The 20,657-nt window shown below is 36.1% G+C and carries 18 protein-coding genes; 5 read left to right on the top strand and 13 right to left on the bottom strand.

Translation table 11 applies throughout. From position 1 onward, the window contains the following. The first annotated feature begins 581 nt into the window (after positions 1-581). Positions 582-731 (top strand): hypothetical protein, encoded by a 150-nt coding sequence (locus ACZ48W_RS11140; protein ID WP_464828567.1) that lies wholly within the window; start codon positions 582-584, stop codon positions 729-731. Positions 732-744: 13 nt separating this feature from the next. Here ACZ48W_RS11140 and ACZ48W_RS11135 read toward each other — a convergent pair whose 3' ends face one another. Next, positions 745-1,320 (bottom strand): ComF family protein, encoded by a 576-nt coding sequence (locus tag ACZ48W_RS11135; protein ID WP_464828566.1) that lies wholly within the window; start codon positions 1,318-1,320, stop codon positions 745-747. A 216-nt stretch (positions 1,321-1,536) separates the two neighbouring features. Between ACZ48W_RS11135 and ACZ48W_RS11130 the strand changes: the two genes are divergently transcribed. After that, entirely contained in the window at positions 1,537-3,168 is a 1,632-nt protein-coding gene (locus ACZ48W_RS11130) for a phosphoethanolamine transferase (protein WP_464828564.1), read from the top strand. A gap of 15 nt (positions 3,169-3,183) precedes the next feature. On the opposite strand, the gene ACZ48W_RS11125 is transcribed toward ACZ48W_RS11130, so the two are convergent. The 3 genes from ACZ48W_RS11125 to ACZ48W_RS11115 all read right to left on the bottom strand — a co-directional run bounded on the left by ACZ48W_RS11125 (position 3,184) and on the right by ACZ48W_RS11115 (position 5,739). Next, positions 3,184-4,002: an SIR2 family NAD-dependent protein deacylase gene (locus ACZ48W_RS11125; RefSeq protein WP_464828562.1), complete on the bottom strand. Its 819-nt coding sequence runs from the start codon at positions 4,000-4,002 to the stop codon at positions 3,184-3,186. A 333-nt stretch (positions 4,003-4,335) separates the two neighbouring features. Then, positions 4,336-4,881 (bottom strand): hypothetical protein, encoded by a 546-nt coding sequence (locus ACZ48W_RS11120; protein WP_464828559.1) that lies wholly within the window; start codon positions 4,879-4,881, stop codon positions 4,336-4,338. A gap of 207 nt (positions 4,882-5,088) precedes the next feature. After that, positions 5,089-5,739 (bottom strand): class I SAM-dependent methyltransferase, encoded by a 651-nt coding sequence (locus ACZ48W_RS11115; RefSeq protein ID WP_464828557.1) that lies wholly within the window; start codon positions 5,737-5,739, stop codon positions 5,089-5,091. A gap of 64 nt (positions 5,740-5,803) precedes the next feature. On the opposite strand from ACZ48W_RS11115, the gene ACZ48W_RS11110 reads away from it, so the two are divergent. Beyond that, on the top strand, positions 5,804-6,901 hold the full coding sequence (locus ACZ48W_RS11110) for a TRAP transporter substrate-binding protein (RefSeq protein ID WP_464828555.1): 1,098 nt from the start codon (positions 5,804-5,806) through the stop codon (positions 6,899-6,901). Positions 6,902-6,915: 14 nt separating this feature from the next. On the opposite strand, the gene ACZ48W_RS11105 is transcribed toward ACZ48W_RS11110, so the two are convergent. From ACZ48W_RS11105 to ACZ48W_RS11080, 6 genes are all read right to left on the bottom strand, one after another. After that, positions 6,916-7,695 carry a Spy/CpxP family protein refolding chaperone gene (locus ACZ48W_RS11105; protein ID WP_464828553.1) on the bottom strand — a complete coding sequence of 260 codons (780 nt, stop codon included), beginning with the start codon at positions 7,693-7,695 and terminating at the stop codon, positions 6,916-6,918. Between the two features lie 115 nt (positions 7,696-7,810). After that, positions 7,811-9,331 carry an HD domain-containing phosphohydrolase gene (locus tag ACZ48W_RS11100; RefSeq protein WP_464828552.1) on the bottom strand — a complete coding sequence of 507 codons (1,521 nt, stop codon included), beginning with the start codon at positions 9,329-9,331 and terminating at the stop codon, positions 7,811-7,813. Beyond that, on the bottom strand, positions 9,331-13,698 hold the full coding sequence (locus tag ACZ48W_RS11095; RefSeq protein WP_464828551.1) for a PAS domain S-box protein: 4,368 nt from the start codon (positions 13,696-13,698) through the stop codon (positions 9,331-9,333). Before ACZ48W_RS11095 ends, ACZ48W_RS11100 begins: the two co-directional genes overlap by 1 nt. A gap of 321 nt (positions 13,699-14,019) precedes the next feature. Then, positions 14,020-15,291 (bottom strand): CAP domain-containing protein, encoded by a 1,272-nt coding sequence (locus ACZ48W_RS11090; RefSeq protein WP_464828550.1) that lies wholly within the window; start codon positions 15,289-15,291, stop codon positions 14,020-14,022. 258 nt (positions 15,292-15,549) lie between these two features. After that, positions 15,550-15,831, bottom strand: a complete 282-nt coding sequence (locus ACZ48W_RS11085; protein ID WP_464828549.1) for a DUF4389 domain-containing protein — start codon at positions 15,829-15,831, stop codon at positions 15,550-15,552. 171 nt (positions 15,832-16,002) lie between these two features. Then, the gene (locus ACZ48W_RS11080) at positions 16,003-16,305 is read right to left on the bottom strand and encodes a hypothetical protein (RefSeq protein WP_464828548.1); all 303 of its coding nucleotides are present in this window, start codon (positions 16,303-16,305) and stop codon (positions 16,003-16,005) included. Positions 16,306-16,434: 129 nt separating this feature from the next. On the opposite strand from ACZ48W_RS11080, the gene ACZ48W_RS11075 reads away from it, so the two are divergent. Together ACZ48W_RS11075 and ACZ48W_RS11070 are read left to right on the top strand one after the other, a co-directional pair. Then, entirely contained in the window at positions 16,435-16,782 is a 348-nt protein-coding gene (locus ACZ48W_RS11075; protein ID WP_464828547.1) for a NifB/NifX family molybdenum-iron cluster-binding protein, read from the top strand. Between the two features lie 123 nt (positions 16,783-16,905). Continuing rightward, a complete protein-coding gene (locus ACZ48W_RS11070) occupies positions 16,906-18,501 on the top strand; it encodes an IS1182 family transposase (protein WP_464828216.1) in 1,596 nt (531 codons plus the stop codon). A 325-nt stretch (positions 18,502-18,826) separates the two neighbouring features. On the opposite strand, the gene ACZ48W_RS11065 is transcribed toward ACZ48W_RS11070, so the two are convergent. The 3 genes from ACZ48W_RS11065 to ACZ48W_RS11055 form a co-directional block, all read right to left on the bottom strand. After that, positions 18,827-19,957, bottom strand: a complete 1,131-nt coding sequence (locus tag ACZ48W_RS11065) for a DUF3800 domain-containing protein (protein ID WP_464828545.1) — start codon at positions 19,955-19,957, stop codon at positions 18,827-18,829. A gap of 92 nt (positions 19,958-20,049) precedes the next feature. Then, positions 20,050-20,466, bottom strand: coding sequence for an alternative ribosome rescue aminoacyl-tRNA hydrolase ArfB (gene arfB, locus ACZ48W_RS11060; protein ID WP_464828544.1), 417 nt, complete (start codon positions 20,464-20,466; stop codon positions 20,050-20,052). 2 nt (positions 20,467-20,468) lie between these two features. After that, complete coding sequence (locus ACZ48W_RS11055) at positions 20,469-20,624, bottom strand: hypothetical protein (RefSeq protein ID WP_464828542.1); 156 nt, start codon at positions 20,622-20,624, stop codon at positions 20,469-20,471. Positions 20,625-20,657: the final 33 nt, after the last annotated feature.

The following is a 20,657-nucleotide window of genomic DNA, read 5'->3' as shown; positions in this document are numbered from 1 at the left end:
TGTGTCTCTCTTTAATAGGTATCTTTTTTTAATATATAACCTTTTTGTTCAAACTTTTTCATTTCTTCTCCCCCTCCCTTCTATAAAATCAATATACATTGATTTTACAATGAAAATGTGCCAAAAGTATGTCAAAACAGTATCTTGAACAATTTTTGATACAATTTCTATCTTTCATGCCCCTGTAAAAATATTTATCATCATTATGATCCTTTTTATATCATTTATTCAATACAGGGTATACAGATATTTTCCAAAAAGATGCCATCTCTATTTTGGAACGATCCAATATCTATATTTCCAATAATAATCTGTCACTTCTGGAAATAATCCATCAAAACCTTTTCAAACCATACCGTACATGAGAGAGCTTCCAAGAAAAGCGTTTCTGAACGGATCGATCTGCTCACTGAAATATTTGAACACTTTTTAGAGGGGAATATCTGATCTCATAACAGTGACAGATATACAGATCCGCCTTTACAGATACTTGATATCATTCCATACATAGTGCTATAATAAAAAGAAGGACAGGGAACTGTTCATCAAAACAGAAAACGTATAGAAAGGATGGTTGGAAGATGATTTTTGGTATATTTTACAAAATAGGTGTTATATCAGCGATAGGTATTGCTTTATCCGCTATGTTAGCAGCAGAAACTGATATATCTGATAAAGTGAAAAGCAGGATGATCAATCCTCAGCCTGAGCCTCCTGGGAAAGTCAAATAGAAGAAAAAGGGCTTTATTCTTCCACATTTGCCAATGTCAAAGCAAAAAGTACATTGACATCATGGTCCATTAAAACCTTTTGAGCCTCTTGGAGTGTAATACCGGTAGTAATGATATCATCTACAAGTATTACATCTATATTCCTCTTGCCTGTGTAAACAAAGTCACGTGGATGTTCCAGACGGTATTGTAGAGATCTTCCCGAATAGTTCACTCTGTTCCTTGCCATCAGTACACTATGCTGCGGTATTGAATATCTGGTTTTCATTGCCCGTGTAAGCAGTGCCGTATGCGCATAACCATTTTTGACATACTCATCTATACCGACAATATACACTTCTCTGTCATCCGCCTCTACGAATTCTTCAATGAACGGCCTCATGATCATTTTGCCTAAAGTTTTGTAGATACGGTACCCTTCCGGTTTATGTTTGGTATGAAGAAGTGCTTCCAGTGTAGAATATCTGAAGAAACTGATCACATCCAGTGTACCTACAGTACGCGTACTCATTGTCGGTACAAACAGCTGAGCTTTACAGTTCTTGCAGATAATTTCAAAGCTCAGTCTGGAACAGAAGAAACAACGCATAGATCAAATCATCCTTTTTGGCATACAGTAAAGCAGTGGTCCGTTTTTTTGCAGATTTTGAATGTATTTCATCAAAAGATTATAACACAAAGTAAAATGTATTCTCCACTGTAATGTATGATATCAATATCAAGACATTTTTGATATACTCACATTATTAAAAAACCATTATACCTAATTTGATATACTTATATTATCAAAAAACAATTATGCCTAATGTGCAATTTCAAACAACATATTATCCAAGGATCAAAGATCAAACATTTAACACAAACAAAACTTATCATAGCTACAAGTATATTTCTGGTACTTTTTGACAATTACTCCTTTTTTAGAAATACGCTTGAAGTCTACCCTGCCCACCCCAATAATATAGGCTTTCTCATCTCTCTAGGCTTGGTTTTGGCTGCATTCATAACCCTTTTACTGACCCTGATAAATTCAAAATGGACCACAAAACCTGTTTTGATCACTGTTTTGCTTATCTCCTCACTGACCAACTATTTTATGAACAGTTATCAGATCGTGATCGATGACAGTATGATAAGAAATATGCTGCAGACGAATCTGAATGAATCCATGGACCTCTTTACACTTAAACAGGTTTTATATTTCTCCCTGCTCGGTATCCTTCCCTCTTATCTGATCTACCGGTCAAACATACAATACAGAGGTATAAGAACAGAGCTCTTTGCAAAAATAAAAGTAATATTGATCTCTCTTGTCATTATTGCAGGTTGTATCTTTATGTTCAGCAAACATTACACTTCATTTTTCAGAGAGCATAAGCCGTTAAGATTCTCCACCAACCCGACGTATTGGATATACTCCATAGGCAAATATACCAATAAGACATTCAACAGCGGACCGATCATTGTCCAGCCTCTCGGAACAGATGCAAAAGTAATCAGAACGGATGACAACCGTACAAAATTGGTGATCATGATCGTCGGTGAAGCTGCAAGAGCTGACCATTTTTCTTTAAATGGTTACAAAAAAGAGACCAATCCTCTTCTCAAAAAAGAAGATATCATCAACTTCCCGAATATGTACTCTTGCGGAACATCCACCGCAGATGCAGTACCTTGTATGTTCTCTGTCTTTGACCGGTCGGACTACAGCTATAAAAAAGGTATCACAAATGAGAATGTTCTGGATGTTCTGAATCATACAGATGATATTTCCATTTTATGGAGAGACAATAATTCTGATTCCAAAGGTGTTGCTTTAAGGGTACCCTATGAAGATTACAGAACTGCAAAGACCAATACGATCTGTATTGAAGGTGAATGCCGGGATATAGGAATGCTGGTCGGACTTGACAGCTACATAGAAGAGCATAAAGATAAAAATATTCTGATCGTGCTTCATCAAATGGGAAATCACGGACCGGCCTATTACAAAAGGTATCCAAAAGCATTTGAAAAATTCACACCGATATGCGCAACAAATCAAGTGGAAGAGTGTACACAGGAAGAGATATCCAATACCTATGACAATGCCCTTCTCTATACCGATTATTTTTTATCTGAAGTGATCAAATTTTTAAAGCAATACGATACATCCTACAAAACCGCCATGATCTATATGAGCGATCACGGAGAAAGTCTGGGGGAGAATGGTGTATATCTTCATGGCCTTCCCTACTTTATGGCTCCTGATGCCCAAATTCATATTGGCTCTGTAATGTGGTTCAATGATGAGATGAAAAAAGAGATCGATCTGGACAGAGTAAAGAACCTTAAAGACAAAAAGTATTCACAGGACAATCTTTTTCATACACTCCTGGGAATATTCAATGTAAAAACAGAAATCTATAAGAGAAAGATGGATATCTTGCATCCTTAAGAGAGCTGTATTTGGCTATGTGATCTGAGCAAGTGCTTCAAGTGCTCCCATAGGCAATGCGATCTCTGCCCCGAAACTCTCTCTGGGATTAATGCGTATGAGAGGGACTTCAAATCTTTTGGCTATCTGTTCAGAAGTATTCCTTACTGTCGGTACTGCAGTCCCTGCACCTATTTCAACAATGGCCAACCGGCCACCCTCTTCCTGTATCCTGTCCATCCATGATACCAGTCTCTCCCTCTGTCCATCGGTGCGGGCATACTCCCAGCCAAAATCCCCGAACATCAGTATATTCGGTCTTGCCATCGCCGTACAGTAAGGACAGGAAGGCAACGGTTCTTTTGCCTTGAAGCCCTCTTCTATTTCAATGAAAGTATCATCAGCACTCCAGAGTATCCCCTGACAATTATCGATACATTGCAGGAAATGTATGGAACCGTGACATTCCATCACCTGTTCCTCTTTAAATCCTGATTTTTGAAACTGTCCATCTACATTTGAAGTAAAGACAAAAGTTCCATATTTTTTAGTATTAGTGAGTTCAAGGAGCTTTCTGTATCCTTCATGAGGTACCGTATCACGGTAAAGATGAAGTCTGTGTCCATAAAAAGCCCAGGCAAGTTCCGGGTCTGATTCAAACCATTCCGGATTTGCCATTTCTTCAAACTTCAATCCCAGTTCCTCTGCCTTGGGATACGCCTTCCAGAACCCTTCTGTGCCCCGAAAGTCAGGCAAGCCGCTATCCACTCCCATCCCCGCTCCTGCAGTGATAAAAACAGCATCTGCTTCCTGTAAAAGTTGTTTGGCTTTTTGAAGATTTTCTGTAATATTCATAGAAAGATTATAACATATCCGAAGAGCTTCCTGACTTTCTCTGTCTGAGGATCTCCATCTAAACCCCGTTCTTTCTAATCACTACCATATTCTTTCCGTTGTCTCCTACGAATTCACACCCGTACTGTTCATACAACACAGCAAAGGTACAGGGCGAAAAAAAGACAGTATGTGTAGGATCCTGATGAAAGAATAAACATTCTTTGTTGGTACAGACAAAGAACTGATGCAACTCATTAAACCTGATATCAAAAAACTTAGAACTGATAAAGAAGAGTATAGTCTATTTAATTAAGCGATCCTCTCAAGCTTTCACTTGAGAGAAGAAGCATTTTATTTTTTACAGTCAATATATCGGAAACTATCACAACCTGGAGCGTTACATATCTGTCCTGTTCTCATGATCTTTGTGTAACCTACATTATTTTCCTTTTTAAATCCTAATGCTCCTTTAGGATAACCTCTCGATCTACAAAATTCATTTGCCGATTTAGTACCACAATTACTAGCCCATGTATAGCACCAATCCAACGCTACACCTTGATATTTTGGTCTTACAAAACGCTTATAATTTGATTTTCTACATTTAATAAATTTAAAACTATCACACCCTGGAGAGTTACAGATCTGTCCTGTTTTCATAATACGCGTATAGCCAATATCTGCTTCTTTTTTAAAAGATACTGCTTTCCCATAGCCCCTTGCTTTACAAAAATAATCTGCAGCAGGCTTACCACACCCGGCAGCCCAGGTTTTACACCAGTCAAGCGCAACTCCACCTACTTTAGGATGTGTGATTACAACAGTATTTCCTGCAGTTGCAGTAGACATCACCCCAAGACCCATAACTATGAACATCACTATCATTAACTTTTTCATTACGGTGTTCCTTTTACATTTGATTCAAGAATAAATCTAAAAGCTTTTTATAAAATGCTCTACTCATCTACGATCCATTCAATCATACATGTTTTCTAAACACCCTATACCTTGGTATGCCATATAAATTTTATCTATCCACACCTCTCTTGACTATAATACAAATTGTATTAAACCAATATAAAATACATTTATTGAAAAAAGCTATCATGATGGTAATAATCTCTTTTTCATAACCACCATATTCTTCCTGTTGTCTCCAACAAATTCACAACCAAATTTCTCACATAACACCCTAAAAGTCTCAGCTGTAAAAAATACAATATGTGTGGGGTCTTGGTGATAGTACCACTTTTTAAATGCCTCTGTATCATTAGGATGGAACTGTGTTTGAAGGGCCAAATAACCACCCTCTTCCAATCGTTCCAATAAGCTCTCAAATACAACTTTAGGTTGATGCAGGTGTTCAAAAACTTCCGTAGATACAATCAGTTCATATTTTTTATTATTCTTCAGGGTATCAGGATGGTATATAGGATCATAGTAGTCACATTTCATCCCTTTGTCAGCTAGCATATTAGCCAATAGAGAGCTGGCACCACAGCCAAAATCCAATGCTGTTCCAGATTTTCCGACCAAAGGTAAAGTAAAGTCTAAAAAACGCTGAAAATACGCCTGGTATCCTGCATCTTCTTCATTATTCTCATGAAGGTTATAGCGTTCTTTTTGTGCTGTGAAATCTTGATAACATTCCGGTGACTTGAAAATGTATTGGCACGGTTTACAGCGATAATAAGTAATATTTGTCTTTTCATGCACAAATGACAGTGTCGGTTTATCACAAATATGACAGTTCATTTTTACCCCTTTAAAACTAATGTTATGTTACTATTTAATCAATTAATGCAAGGACGATTTTAAGATGAAAAGAAGAGATTTCATAACATCAACAGCACTGGGTGCTTCAGCTTTAGCCCTCAGTGCCTGCCATAGGGCCGAAGAGAAGAGTGAAACTGGCTCAGTGAACATCAACCGAGGGAAAAAAGTCACACTTAAACTGGCAACCTCCTGGCCGGCACATTTCCCCATCATGGGAACAGGAGTCGATACCTTTGCCAGGCGTTGTTCCGAACTCAGCGGAGGAAGCCTTGAGATCAAAGTCTTCGCTAAAAACATCCTTGTCCCGGCAATGCAGGTCTTTGATGCCACTTCTGCAGCACAGATAGATGCATTTCATTCAGGTGTTTACTACTGGAAAGGTAAAAACCCTGCATTTTCCATCTTCGGTGGGATGCCTCTGGGACTGACCAGTGAAGAGATGATCACCTGGATGAAGTTTGGCGGAGGGTATGAACTCTGGCGTGAGATGTACGGTAAGTTCAACCTCTATCCTCTCATCGGCGGGACGACCGGGCCCCAAATGGGTGGTTGGTTCAAAAAAGAGATCAACTCACTAGCTGACCTAAAAGGACTTAAAATGCGTATTCCCGGTCTGGGCGGAGAGGTCATGAAAAAACTGGGTGTGAACCCTGTACTGCTTCCTGCCGGAGAGATATACACTTCCCTGGAGCGTGGAACCATAGATGCTACCGAATGGGTCGGTCCTGCTCTTGACAGTATGATGGGCTTTGCAAAAGCAGCACCCTACTACTATACGGGCTGGCATGAACCAGGTTCCATCCTTGAGATCACTTTCAACAAAGCCAGATGGGAAAAGCTAAGCAAGGAACACCAAGCCATCATCACAGCAGCTTCTGAGGAGATGACAGGCAATATGCTACAGGAATTCCGCTATAAAAATGCCAAAGCCCTGCAGGAGCTTCCTAAAAATGTACAGATAAAGACTTTCCCGAAAGAGATGATGGATGCGGCTAAAATTGCACTCAGAGAGGTCTTATCGGATGAGAGTGCCAAAAGCAGTGACTTTAAACGTGTATTGGAAAGTTATGAAGCGTTTGTAAAGATCAACAAGCCTTGGGATGATATCAGTACAAAAAATTTCTTAGAGATCAGAGGGTAGCCCTCTGTACTTTTTTACGTATCCCAGAAAGGAAGCAGGAACTCCAACTGTTCTTCAGTAAGAACAGCCATACTCTCTTTAAGGCATTTAAGCTGTACCATCGTAGCCTTCACCTTGAGTTCGGCAGCTTCTTCTACTTTAGGCTTGATCTTCTCAAGTGATTCTTCATCCACCATTGCTTCAATGATCTCCGCTTCCAGAACCTGAAGCTTTTGTTTGATCTTCTTCACCTTGGAAAGTGTCTCTTTTCTAACAACGAGAAGCTTCTCTTTCTGCTCATCCGTCAAACCGAGTGCAGCCTTGTCCCAAGTGACCAGAAGCAGTTTGGTCAAGTGAGGCAGTGCTTCATTGTTTATGAGGAACGGTGAGTTTTGCAGTGCATTCATCTTGCCGTTTGTCAGGATCTCTTTGATCATCTTTACAAACCCTGCATTCGGGTAAGCAGCTATCATATACTCAGCTATGCTCTCCAGATCTTCAGGAGAGACTTTTCCTTTAAGAGACGGCATCACCCCGAACTTTTGTACTTTATTGGACTCACATACAGACTTCGATGCTGAAGGGTTCTGTACATAATCTACGATGAATGCTTTCATCTTCTTTTCATCTCTCATCGTATCTTTCATATGGAACATCACTGCATCCATCGCAGGTGCTTTAAGTTCCGGGATCATCTCCGGTGTAGGAGATGTCAGCATATGGCATGAGGCACAATGGGTCTTTATGAGTTCAGCTCCGCTGCTTGCAAAGACCATTGTTCCTGCTGCAGTCAGAAGTAGTACTATTTTCTTCATTAATTTGTTTCCTTAAAATAAAAATATAAATTATTATAATAGTTTAATGTTAATTTTATGTGAACTATTATTCTTTAAGTATAATTCTCTCAATGCTACATAAGATAAAAATTGTTTAAACATTTATCTTATGTACCAATAATAACTTTTCTAATTCTAATAATGAGGTAATATGCTCTTTTTTAATATTCAGCTCTATATAGTCTAATATTATCAGATCGTTTGACTCTGATAGTAACTCTTTAAAGAGAGAAAGATCTATCGATATCTTCTTATTTGTCACTATAACAAAGTCATCTCCGTGTAACCTAAAAATAAAACTATCTTTATAACGCTTACGAAGTAAGTTAGCCACTGCTTTTAAAAGCAGGGCTCCTTTATCCCATCCGTATTTATCGTTATATACTCCAAAATTATGAATAAAAAGAACATTTATAAATTTTGCTTTTTTACTGTTATTATTTTGAATTAAAAATAGATCCAGATAGGTTTTATTATAAACACTTGTGATCTGGTCTTCAAAATAGAAAGCAAATTTTTTCTTTTCCATTTCTGTTGCAGGGAGTTGAACAATATTTTCATCTAAAGTCAAGTCTTTGAAAACTTCAATAGCGACTTTTGCTACTTCAGGATGAAACTGAATACCAGAAAATCTATCTAACTCTTCAAGAGCACTTGTAAGGCTCATTTTAGGCTTATATATACGATTGGTCGTCATGGCATCAAAGGCATCTGATATGATCATAATACGAGCCAATAGTATAATTTCATCCTCTTTTAGACCATTGGGATAACCTTTCCCGTCATATCGTTCATGATGTTGAGCTATGATTTTTGAATGTTCTTTGTACATGGGGATCTTACTAAGCATTTTTGTTCCGGTGATCACATGCTCTTTGATAATAGAAAATTGAAGCTCATCCAATTTCCCGGGATTTAACAGCACTGCATCTGGAGTTTCTATTTTGCCAATATCGTGCAAGATACCTGCTCTGTAGATAAGATCACACTCCTCTTTTGAGTAATTCATATGCTCTGCTATGAGTTTGGAATATTTTGCCACTCTTAAAGAGTGACCACCTGTATATGTATCTCTTTTTTCGACTAATTCTACTAACGAGAGGAGAGTTTGTTCATAATTATCTATTTTTTCTCTCTGAAGTACAAGATTTTGAGCAGTTCTCTGCTCAACCATCTCCTCAAGTTTTGTTTTATATCTTTCATTTTCATGCAGCATATTAATTCGACTTACCACTTTGTACAGAACACTGTTGATCTTATCGAAGTTTATTGGTTTTACAATATAGCCGTTAACCTCCAATTCAATTGCTTTCATTAGGTAAGAAACTTCTGAAAATGCTGTTGTGATCAGGATCTCCTGACCTGGATCTTTCTCTCTTATCGCTTTTATCATCTCCAAGCCGTTCATATTTGGCATTTGGATATCTGTTATAATGATATCATACTTGTTTTTATGAAATTTTTCTAAACCTGATTTCCCGTCTTCTGCTGTATCTACATGTACAAATATAAGTTTTAAATAGGCAGATAAACTCTCAAGAAGCGCTTTATCATCCTCTACATATAAAATAGAAATATTTGAACTAATTGTTTTTAATTGTTTAAGTATTGACATTATCTATTTTCTTTTATCTTTGGAAGTTCAATATAAAAACAGGCATTTTCCTCATCGCTATCCCAGTACAGTTTTCCATCTAAATACTTTGAAACTATAATGCTTGACATATATACCCCCAGTCCCGTTCCATTTTTAGATTTTGTGCTAACATAGGGTTGTCCAAGTTTATCTTTTACAGATGGGGCTATCCCACCACCGTTATCACAGATTCCAAGTATAATTTTATTTTTTTTCTCATCTAGATTTATATTAATAACTCCATGTTCAGGATTGTGTTCTTTGATGGCGTCTTTTGCATTATTTATTATATTGATAAGTACTTGAATAAGCTGATTTGGATAGATAAGAATCTCTATATTTCTATTTTGCGGTAATTGTAGACTTATATTGTTGTTTTGGAGTGACTTTTGCATAAGTGTCAGTATTTGATTAAATATTGCATCAAAAGAAATCTTCTTTTTTGTTTTATCCGGCTTAAAAAAGTTCCTAAAGTCATCTATAGTTTGGGATAGATAACTTGTTTGTTTATCAAGTGTTTTTATGTACTCTTCAATATCTTCAGGTTTCACCTCTCCATCTAACTCCAACTGTGCATGCATATTGTTTGCAGTCATCGATATGACACTTAGGGGTTGTCTCCACTGATGTGCTATCATCGCAAGCATGTCTCCCATAGCGGCTTGGCGAGACTGTGCTATCATAAGCTCCTCTTTATTTTGTAATTCTGTTATATCAACTATAGCGGTTAAAACAACTCTTTTATTCTTTTCATTCGTTTTATGAAGCATAATCGAGTTTAAGATACCAACTCTTTTTTCCCCGGAACTAGTAACAATAGTATGTTCTATTTTTTCTATTTGTCTACTTTTAAATGGCTTTTCAAAAAACTTTTGTGCTTCTTTTTTGTCTGTAGGAGAATAAAGATGCTTTATTAAAAAGTCTATATCTAAAATCTCCTCTTTTGCATAACCTATAGTTTCACTAAGGACTTTGTTTACCATGATTATTTTACAATCTTCATCATATAACATAATAGGGATAGGGGTAAACTCTATAATATCTCTAAGTTCCGATCGTTCAAGCTCTATTTGGTACATCAAAAGTTTTTTCTCAGTAATATCCCGAATAACTTTTAAAATATACATTGGTTTTCCAAGGTCGTTTTTAAGTAAAACCACTCCAACATTGACCCATACTATTGAGCCATTTTTATGAACATATCTTTTTTCTAAATGATAGCTGTTCAACTCATCATTTAAAAGAAATTTTAACATCTTCGTTTCGTTATTTATATCATCTTTATAGGTTACATCAGCGATAGATAGTTTTTGAAACTCTTCTTTTGTGTATCCCAATAGATTTGATAAGTACTCATTTGTATCTATCCACATCCCTTCAAGTGAGACATGGGCGATCCCTATATTTGCTTCCTCAAATGTTAATCTATATAAATTTTCCTGTTCAAAAAGTTTTTTTGACAACTCCTCTTCATTACTTATATCTATACCTGATGCTACAACCCCTGTTATATTTCCATCTAAATCTTTTATAAGACTGTTTGTCCAGGATATGAGGTGTTCATGTTTGGAGTTGTCTATGATAATGTTCTTATAGTGAGAAACAGATGCTACTTTTCTGTTAACAATGTTGTTAAACACATTTTTAACCTCATCTTTAATATTTTCCGGAATAAAGTTATCAAACCAATTTTTGCCTATGATAGAATCATGTTCTACCCCTAGTAGTTTGGCCCCCTGTTCATTGATCATAGTTATATTTCCATCCAAATCCAATGTCATAACTATAGTTCCGAGTGTTTTCATAAAAATATCAGAGAGTTGATGCTCATGATCTGCTGTTCTTTTAAATCTATTTTGCTCTGTAATATCATGAAAAGATAAAACGGCACCAGTGATTCTTCCATTTTCAATGATAGGATTTTGTGCTACTTCAACTTCAAATGATGTTCCGTCTTTTCTCCAGAACAGATCTTCGCTTCTAGATGATTTACCATTTTTCAGTGCACGATGCAAGCTGCACTCTTCAAAAGGACAGTAACTTCCATCAGTTTTAGTGTGATGCCAAAGTTGATGTCCGTTCTTACCTATGAGTTCATCTCGAGAAAAACCAAGCATTTTAACAGCAACATCATTGACAAAGGTGTGATTTCCATCTAAATCCAAACCCATCATTCCATCTAGTGTAGAGTTTAATATAAGAGATAGTTGTTGTTTTAGTTTTTTGATATTCAGTATAGATGTCTGAAGCTCCTCATTTGAGCTTTGAAGCTCCTCATTTGAAGTTTCAAGCTCCTCATTTGAAGTTTCAAGCTCCTCATTTGAACTTTGCAACTCTTCATTTGAACTTTGCAGCTCCTCATATAACAGTTGCATATTTTCTCTATTTATTTTTTCCTGATCCAAAAGTAAATAATTTTCTTTTTTTATCTCTTGAAGTTGTGTAGTTAAACTCTGAACCATTAACGATTCATCTGCTAATATTGTCTTATCTGAATTAAATTCCAACTCTGCAGCACTTAATGTCTGGAAATATAATAACAACAGAGAGTTATCGCTTGTATCATTGAAAGGATGAGCAATCACTCTTACAAATATATTATTGGAAGAGTTTAATGTTACTTCTATGAATTTTGTACTCTCTGTTTTATTAGATTCAAATGCACGGGCAAGCAGGAGTGTGACATCATAACGAAGTGATTCATCAAGATTTTCCAAGATATTAAGCGTTACAAATCCATCTGAAAGATGTACAAATGGAAGTTCCCCTTTTTTGTAAACTATAGAGTAATCTTTATCGACCAATATACACTCTGGTGCAAAAAAATCAAAAATCTTTTTAGAGATTTGATCCTCAATAGTCAAAGTTTGCGTTTTATTTACTTGAAGCGGTTTAATTTTATCGTTTTGTTCAAGATGCTTTGAAAAATAGTGACTAGAGATTTTAGGTGGATTTTTCAGTTTCTCTTTTTTATAGATTTTATGTTCAGCATCAACTACTAAAAAATATTTGATACTAAGCAAAGTTGATTCAGATGAGCCTAGAAACAGGACTCCATGCTCTTTAAGTGAATAGTGAAAGAGAGTAAATATCTCCTGTTGGGTTTCAGGTAAAATATATATCAAAAGATTTCTGCAACTGATAATGTCTTGATTTATAAATGGTGGATCACTTAACAAGTTGTGATGTGTAAAAACAATCTGTTCTCTTATAGATTGTATGACTTTATAGCCCTCATGTGTTTCTACAAAATACGCATCAAGCAGATCTTTGTTCATATTTTTTAAAGCGTTTTTAGAATAACAAGCTTTGCGGGCAACCTCTAACGCTTCATCATCAATATCTGTAGCAAATATACGGACATTAAAACTTCTTTTTAATCGCTTAGAAATTTTTGAGATTAAAATACCTAATGAGTAAGCTTCTTCACCACTTGAACAAGCAATTGACCAAATTCTCAGTTCATAGTTCTGTGGTTTATCTTTTAAGTATGAAAAAAGTTCATTTTCCAGTGCATCAAATGACTCTTTATCTCTAAAAAAAGCTGTAACTCCAATGAGAATATCTTGATATAGCAGAGTAACTTCTTCAGGACACGTGTTAATATATTCAAGATACTCTTCCGGTGTTTTAGTGTTTACAAGCAACATTCTTTTATTTATACGACGCATTATCGTGTCATTTTTATATTTGTCTATATCTAAGTTTCTGTATTCTTGTAAAATTTTTCTAATTGACTTAAGTGGATTTACTCTAATAGAGTTTTGGTCATATTGCTTATCAACAACAAAAGAAAAAAGAAATTCCGCTATCTGTTCAATATCCAGCACATGATCAATCTGTTGGGAATCGATTGCATTTTGAGGCATACTTTTATAGTGTGCCTCATTGGGAGATTGTGCTATCGTTACACCACCGTATTCTTTGATCTTTTTAATTCCAACTGTTCCATCATCTCCTGTACCTGTCAGAATGATACCAACACAATGGTCTTTTTTATAAAGAGCCAAAGACTCAAACATCGTATCAATTGAAGGGGTTAACATACCAGGTGCTTTAGATATATTTTCCAAATGCAGATGATGATCTTTATAAACAAGATTGCAGCCTGACGGAAGGATATAAATGTGATTGCCTGAGAATTTACACTCTTGAGTTGCTTGCAAGACAGGGATAGTTGTAAAACGGGAGAGAATTTCTGCCAAAGAACTTTTTTTGCTTGAATCCAGATGTTGAGCTATGATATAAACATAACCCATATCAGTAGGAAGTTTACCAACCAGTTGTTCCAAGGCATGAAGGCCTCCGGCACTAGCACCAATACCTATGTAAATAGTCCCCTGCATTTTAACACCCTTTAAAGCATGACCGACATGCACATCAATAACGATTAGTATATCTTTATTATCCTTAACAATATTTCAACTTTAGCAAAGTTTGTCGAAAATCAATTTCTATATTCATTCGCCTGTTTCAGAATGATATTACACAGTGCGATATCCACATCAAAATAACTGACATACTTTCTATCTAACAATAGTTTTAAGATTGGTTTATGTTCAAATTACTCTATGTATTACAGCTTGAAGAAACTGTGAAAGAACTTCCATTTCCAGTCTCAGAAAGGTGTAACTAGAAAAAATGTTTTAATGTTGATTTTATGTGGACTATTCCACTTCAACATGCAGAATTCTTGTATCACTTACAATGTCAAATCTGTCGATCCCCTCAGACGGGAGGGTAAGTATGATGGTGTTATTGTCGATGAAGCGGATGTCCATGCTGTATGGAAATCGTATATCCTTTAAAATATCATGAGGGTCAAGGGGACGGAAATAGATCACATGGCTTTTACCTGATGCAAGATGCAGACTCCCTTCTTTTTGGGTAACAGTATGCAATGTCTCTATAGGTTTCTGCGTATGAAAATGCCATATGAGTGTTTCCTGTTTCGCTTTTAGAATATACTTGACCTCTACACGATACTCAGTATCATATTCAAGTCTATGCAGAGGGAACAGTGCATACTGTTTATTTGTGAATTGTTTATGCGGATCATTGCTGCTGTCCATTAAACGGACATCCGTAACTTCTTCTCCCCTTTCTGTATAGAGTTTGAAAGAGTCCATTCTTACACCATGGAAAAAATGGTCATTGAACTCGACGCTGATGGGAAACCCGCTTACTTCATAGTCCGGAAGAGGGTCAGGCACTTCAGCGTAGAATGCAGGCGGAATCTCTTTTTGTCCGTCATAAGGATAAAGAATGATCCTGGGATTGTTTCGTTTGTTATAGTTCAATGCACCATAGAACTCTCTCTCTTTTATACGTTTATCACTCTCTTTACAGACTTTGTAAATATATTTTCCGCTTCCCCTGAAACTCTTGCCTGAACAGAGTCTGTCTATCTGACTGTTGCCCATGACATAGACAAAAGCACTCTTGTCAGTCTCTTTTGCATCCTGTGTGACTCCGACACCTATTTCATCTATACCGGGATTTAAAAAACCGAATCTATGATAGATCGCAGAGAAGAGACCATCTACCGAACTGTGTGCACTGTTATTCTTGGTAGAAAGGTTTTCAATGACCTGTGAAGAGTGATACCCTGCATGAAAAGCCCGTTCTGCAGGAGTCCTGCCTGTAAAATATTTTGCTCCTTCTCTCTCTTCATGTCCGAATGCATTGTTGGACACAAGATAGTCGGCATGTGCCTGTGCAGCAGCCTGCAGTCTGTCATCCTCTTCAAGCCTCTGCATCTGCATGGATTCACGTATGCTGTTCAGGTATGAACGCGCTTCCATTTTCTCATAAGGTATATCCATAGGCAGTGCCTGTTTTACGATCACTTCTTTGGGAGTGCTGTTGACTTGATGTTCTGCAAATTTCCAGAACAACATTGCTGCAAACAGGACAATGACCATAAAACTTAAACGCATCTGATTCTCCTTCTCTGAGAAATTATCATATCGGAAGTATGCTTAATGGCATGGCCGTTCAGTATGACATCTGCACAACCGTTATATTCTCTCCAACCCTTAAAACAGATCGCTGAATGGTAAGAGAGTCTCGGGTCATCCAACGGTAAATTAGATTTTATTTTGAGTTTGGATTGAAATAGGCATTACACCTTGGAAAGGTGTAAAGAGAGAAGTTTGATGATCTTGTACGGAAGCCAACGGAAGCCAGTAGTTATATCATCTTCCTTGTACATTTGGCCAATCATCCACCGGCCATGGTCTTTCATTTGTATTGAAACCTACATACGCTACCAGTTGTTTGGCATATTCTGCCATATCCTCTGTAAAATGCAACAGCTTCTTATTTGGCTCACCAATCAGCCAACTGTAGATAAACTGCGTAAATGCAATAATAAATAACACCATGGAGATGAACCGGCCTATGATCAGATACAAAATAGTATAAAGTACTCTTTCCCAACCTGCTTTAGGATACTGGTCTATTTTTACTTCTTCCATAACTATGATCTCCTTTTTAGTTGATTATATCAGATTTCATCCAAATATGGCAGTTCAAGTATATCAATATCCTATAACATTGGCCGATATGTATCCGGATATGTTTGAGAAATTGGGAAAGGTTTAGACTCTTGATCTATTGGCACATACAGTGTGGTAACGAGTAACGTGTCAACCAAACATGCTTTTAGCTAGCAGTAGCGTTGCAAATGCAATAATGATAAATGCACCAAAAAAGTTTCTGTAAAATTTGTTATTGATCATAGTGGATATAATAGTTCCTGCCAATACAGCAATAATCAAAAAGCCGTAAAGTATGAACATCAAGGTAACGACATTCTGCGGAAGCTCCATCGGTTTTTCATCTGGGAGTACAAAAGTCTGCAGTCCTATGGCTACGATCCAAAGGTAGATCAATACTGAAAAGAAAGCTGTCCAAAATAAAAACTGTATTTTACCACTTCGTATGAGCATCTGTTATCCTTTCCCATATTTTAACGTATGAAAGCAGATAAATATTTTAAAGCTTTGCACAAAAATAACTATGTATTAATAAAATCATTCTATAATGCTACTTTATAAAATTCATAAGGAGATTTTATCATGAAATATGCTGCACCTTTTAAGATGAACAAAGAAGACAGTGCAATTACCAAAGTTTTAGGAAAAGCCAAATATTTCGGCATCTACGATGATGCTACCAATCAACTCGAAGTCATAGAAAACAAAGAGACTGGTGGTCCGGCCATATTTACTGAACTCAAGAAAGCTGATGTAGATGTCGTTCTTACACCTCATGCAGGTCCCGGAGCGGTGAATGCCGCCACTCAGTTTGGTATCAAGCTGTTCTATTGCAGTGATGAGAGAAAACTGCTTTTAGAAGCAGTCAAAGAGTTCCAGGAAGGAAAATATCCCCAGATCACTGCTGAGAATTTTCAGCAGTTTCATTAAGTATAATGATTTCTTTTCTCGTTACGTCTCTCCCGAGACTGTGAAAGAACCTAAAATTCACCCGTCTCAAACCCCTAAAACAGTATAATAGATATACACAAGAAGCATAAATTGGGTATATCTATGAGCAATATCTATAAACAAGGTCTTAACCGTAAACAACAACAATTTTTTCCACCAAGCATCGATGAGTATGTCAGCCAAGATAATCCAGTAAGAGCGATAGAGGATTATGTAGAGCTATTGGATATGGTAGAGCTTGGATTTACCAAAGCTGCACTTGGTAGTGCTGATGGGCAACCAGCCTATCATCCAAAACTCCTTCTAAAAATCTATATCTATGGTTACCTCAATAAAATAAGAAGCTCCAGAAAACTAGAGAGTGAGATAAAAAGAAATATAGAGATAATGTGGCTGTGTGCAGGGCTTACTCCAAGTTATAAGACTATAGCTGATTTCAGAAAAGAGAATGCTAAAGCATTAAAAAAAGTCTTTAGAGAATTTGTACTACTGCTTAAAGAGTTAGACCTTATTACAGGTAAAGTTGTAGCTGTAGATGGAGCATTTCTTAGAGCCAATGCATCTAAAAATCAACTTCTACTAAAAAAGAATCTGCAAAAAGATATTGAAGCAATAGATAGTAAAATAGAGAGCTATTTAAAAAATTTGGAGTTTGAAGATGCAAAAGAGAAGAGAGAGCAAATACTCAAACCTCTCTCCAAAGATAAACTTCAGACAATGAGAGAGAAAAAATCTAAACTTGATAAAGATTTGGCTCTGCTTGAAGAGATGGGAGTTACACAATACAATAGAACAGACCCTGATGCAAGACTCATGAGAAAACCAGCCCATAACCTAATGGCATACAATTCTCAGATCGTAGTAGATAACAGTTTTAAATTTATTGTTGCTACAGATGTAAGTTCAGAAAATAATGACTATGGAAAGCTACACGCTATGGCACTGCAAACAAAAGAGATAACCCAACAAGATGATCTTACTATTATTGCAGATACAGGATACTACAGTGCTAAAGAGTTATCTAAATGTAAAGATGATAAGATAAAAACATGTGTAGCTATCCCAAACAAACAAAGCAAAGCTAAAAAGGATGGTTACTTTACTCAAGATGATTTTACATACAATGAAGCCAAAGATTGCTTTATCTGTCCAAACAATAGAGAGTTACACAAAAGCCCATCATTCAATACTAAAAAAGATGGCACTAAATACTACTTCTATAGAGCAGGAAGTAAAACATGTAATAGCTGTCCACTAAGAGATAACTGTATCCCACCAAAAACAGCATATAAAAGGGTTTCTGCCTCTGAGTATTTTAAAATCATACATGAGCATAAACAGATGATGCAAACCAACAAAGCCAAAGAGCAGATGAAGCTAAGAGCTTCATTAGCAGAGCATCCCTTTGGCACTATCAAACAAACATTGGGTTGGAGTCACTATCTTCTAAGAGGTCAAGAGAAAGTTTCTAGTGAGAATGCTCTGATCATGTTTACCTATAACTTTAAAAGATTACTCAATCTCATAGGGATAACTCTGTTTAAAAAACTTATTATTGCCATAAAAGAAAGAAATATAGCAGCTATAAGAGCAGAAATAGAAGAGTATATCGCTCATTTTAGGCTTAAATTGGTCTATTTTTTAAATTTTAGAGGATTAGATTGGTTAAAGCCGAAAGGCTTGAAAATATTGGCTTGATTGAGAAGTCTGAAAGAGAGGTTCTTTCACAGTCTCTCCCGAGGCGTAATGCATCTGCAATTTAATATATAAGCAAGAATCCATCGCTAGATGGGAATACAGTCTCTGGTCACCCAACGGTGAATTAGATTTTATTTTGAGTTTGAATCGAAGTAGGCATTACACCTTGGAAAGGTGTAACGAGAAAAACTCGTTCCAATCCGTCCTTGGTGGGAGTGAATACTCAAAGCTATACATACAACTAATATTTATCATATATATTCCCACGCAGGAACGATGGGAACGAGAATAAAATATGGCATATTCTCCCCCTATTCGTTAGGCACTAACCATCAATAATGTTTTTCAATTCTGGAAATGAATCAAGTAAATCTAATTCATTTCTAGTTGCTAGTTTAATTGTTTCTCTAGCATTTTTTATCCGAGATAACATCGGCATAACAATTTTATTACCATGTTTAATAAATGATTCTAAATCTGTTTTTGATGTTGGTATCTTGTAGCCTTTTCTACTTGATGCAATAAGTATTCCCATATCTCTTAAATTTCCTATTACTTTTGTCCTAAAATATTCTTCTTTAATATTTGAATCTCGTGTTTGATTTAAATGATTAAATATTTCATGTGTTGTAATATAACGAGGTTTATAGACTGCTTCTTGGTAAATTAGTAATAATTTTAAAAAGTTAATTTGGTCAGTATCTTTCTGTTCTGTCCCTTTTGCAGTATCTAAAAAATCATTTATACGTCTTAGACTAACCTCAGCAATTGTTGGATCAAAATTATCATCAATATCTGAAAAATCATAATTTTTAAAATTATATTTTTGAGGAAACATTCTTACACTACTTATTTTTGGCTGTAGTATTTTTAGAAAGGTATTACTCTCATTTGATTTTTTAGTCGCATCATATACGTGCCCAAGAGTGCCAGCAATAAAATCCGCTAATTGAATTAAATTACTAGATTTACTATCTTGTATGTCAAATTCAATTCCAGAGAATAAATGTTTAACATGGTTTTTAGTTACGTATTTTTTAAATTCTAACATATAGTCATTACTACCATGTTCATCAACACATAACTCTAACTCAGGAAATGTTCTAAAAAGTTCTTTATACAATAGATTATTTAAATATTTATAAAAGGATTTTTTATAATGAAATCCTTTCCCCTCTAACTCCCGTTTATCAACCACGACAGCATATATTGAAAAATCTAGTTTTACAATATCATTGAGTATTCTAATTCTTCGGCTAGTATCTGGACCAACTTTATTTGATTTTAATTCTCCAGTTTGAAATTTATGTTTCTTTCTAATATCGTCAACTGCTTCTTCAAGTATTTTAATAGTATCTGGTTTTACAATAACTGTTGCAATAATAAAATGTGTACCTTGTGTATCAAACTTAAATGAATTATTCCCAAATTCATCTGCATACGCTGTATATTTCATATTTATATTTTCTCACTTTCATAATATCATTCATAATATAAGAGGTCAGGGTGATAATAATAACTTAGCAAATTCATACCCCTCTCATGTTATCATTCCCTCTCTACTTTCCCTCGTAGTTGTTTCTTGCTGGCATGTTTCTTTTTTGATTGTAATCGTCTATTGACAGAGCCTTTTGTCGGTTTGGTCGGCACTCGCTTTTTTTGAGTGATATTGATACTTTTTATGAGTTCTATCAGACGTTCAAGTGCCTCGTCTCTGTTTTGTTCTTGGCTTCGGTGCTGTTGGGACTTTATCACGACTATACCGTCCTTGGTAATACGCTTATCTTTGAGTGAGAGTAGCCGCTCTTTGTAAAACTCGGGGAGTGACGAGGCAGAGATATCAAAACGAAGATGGATTGCCGCAGAGACCTTATTGACTTTCTGCCCACCAGAACCCTGTGCTCTAATGGCAGAAATCTCTATCTCATTTTCATCTAGAGTAACGGTATTTGATATCTTTAGCATTGCTATATTTTCTTTTTTATGTTGATGGCTTTACGCTTTGTATATTTTGTATTTACTGCTGATTTTATCTTATCCATCTTATCATGTAGATTTGGCACAGATTTTGGTTTTGACTCTTCTATATACTCAACAATCTCTAGCTCTTCATTATCATACATAGGCTACTCCTTATAATATATTTTTTCTCTTAG

This window comes from Sulfurovum aggregans (assembly GCF_055385215.1).
This window is presented reverse-complemented; position numbering and strand designations above follow the sequence as displayed.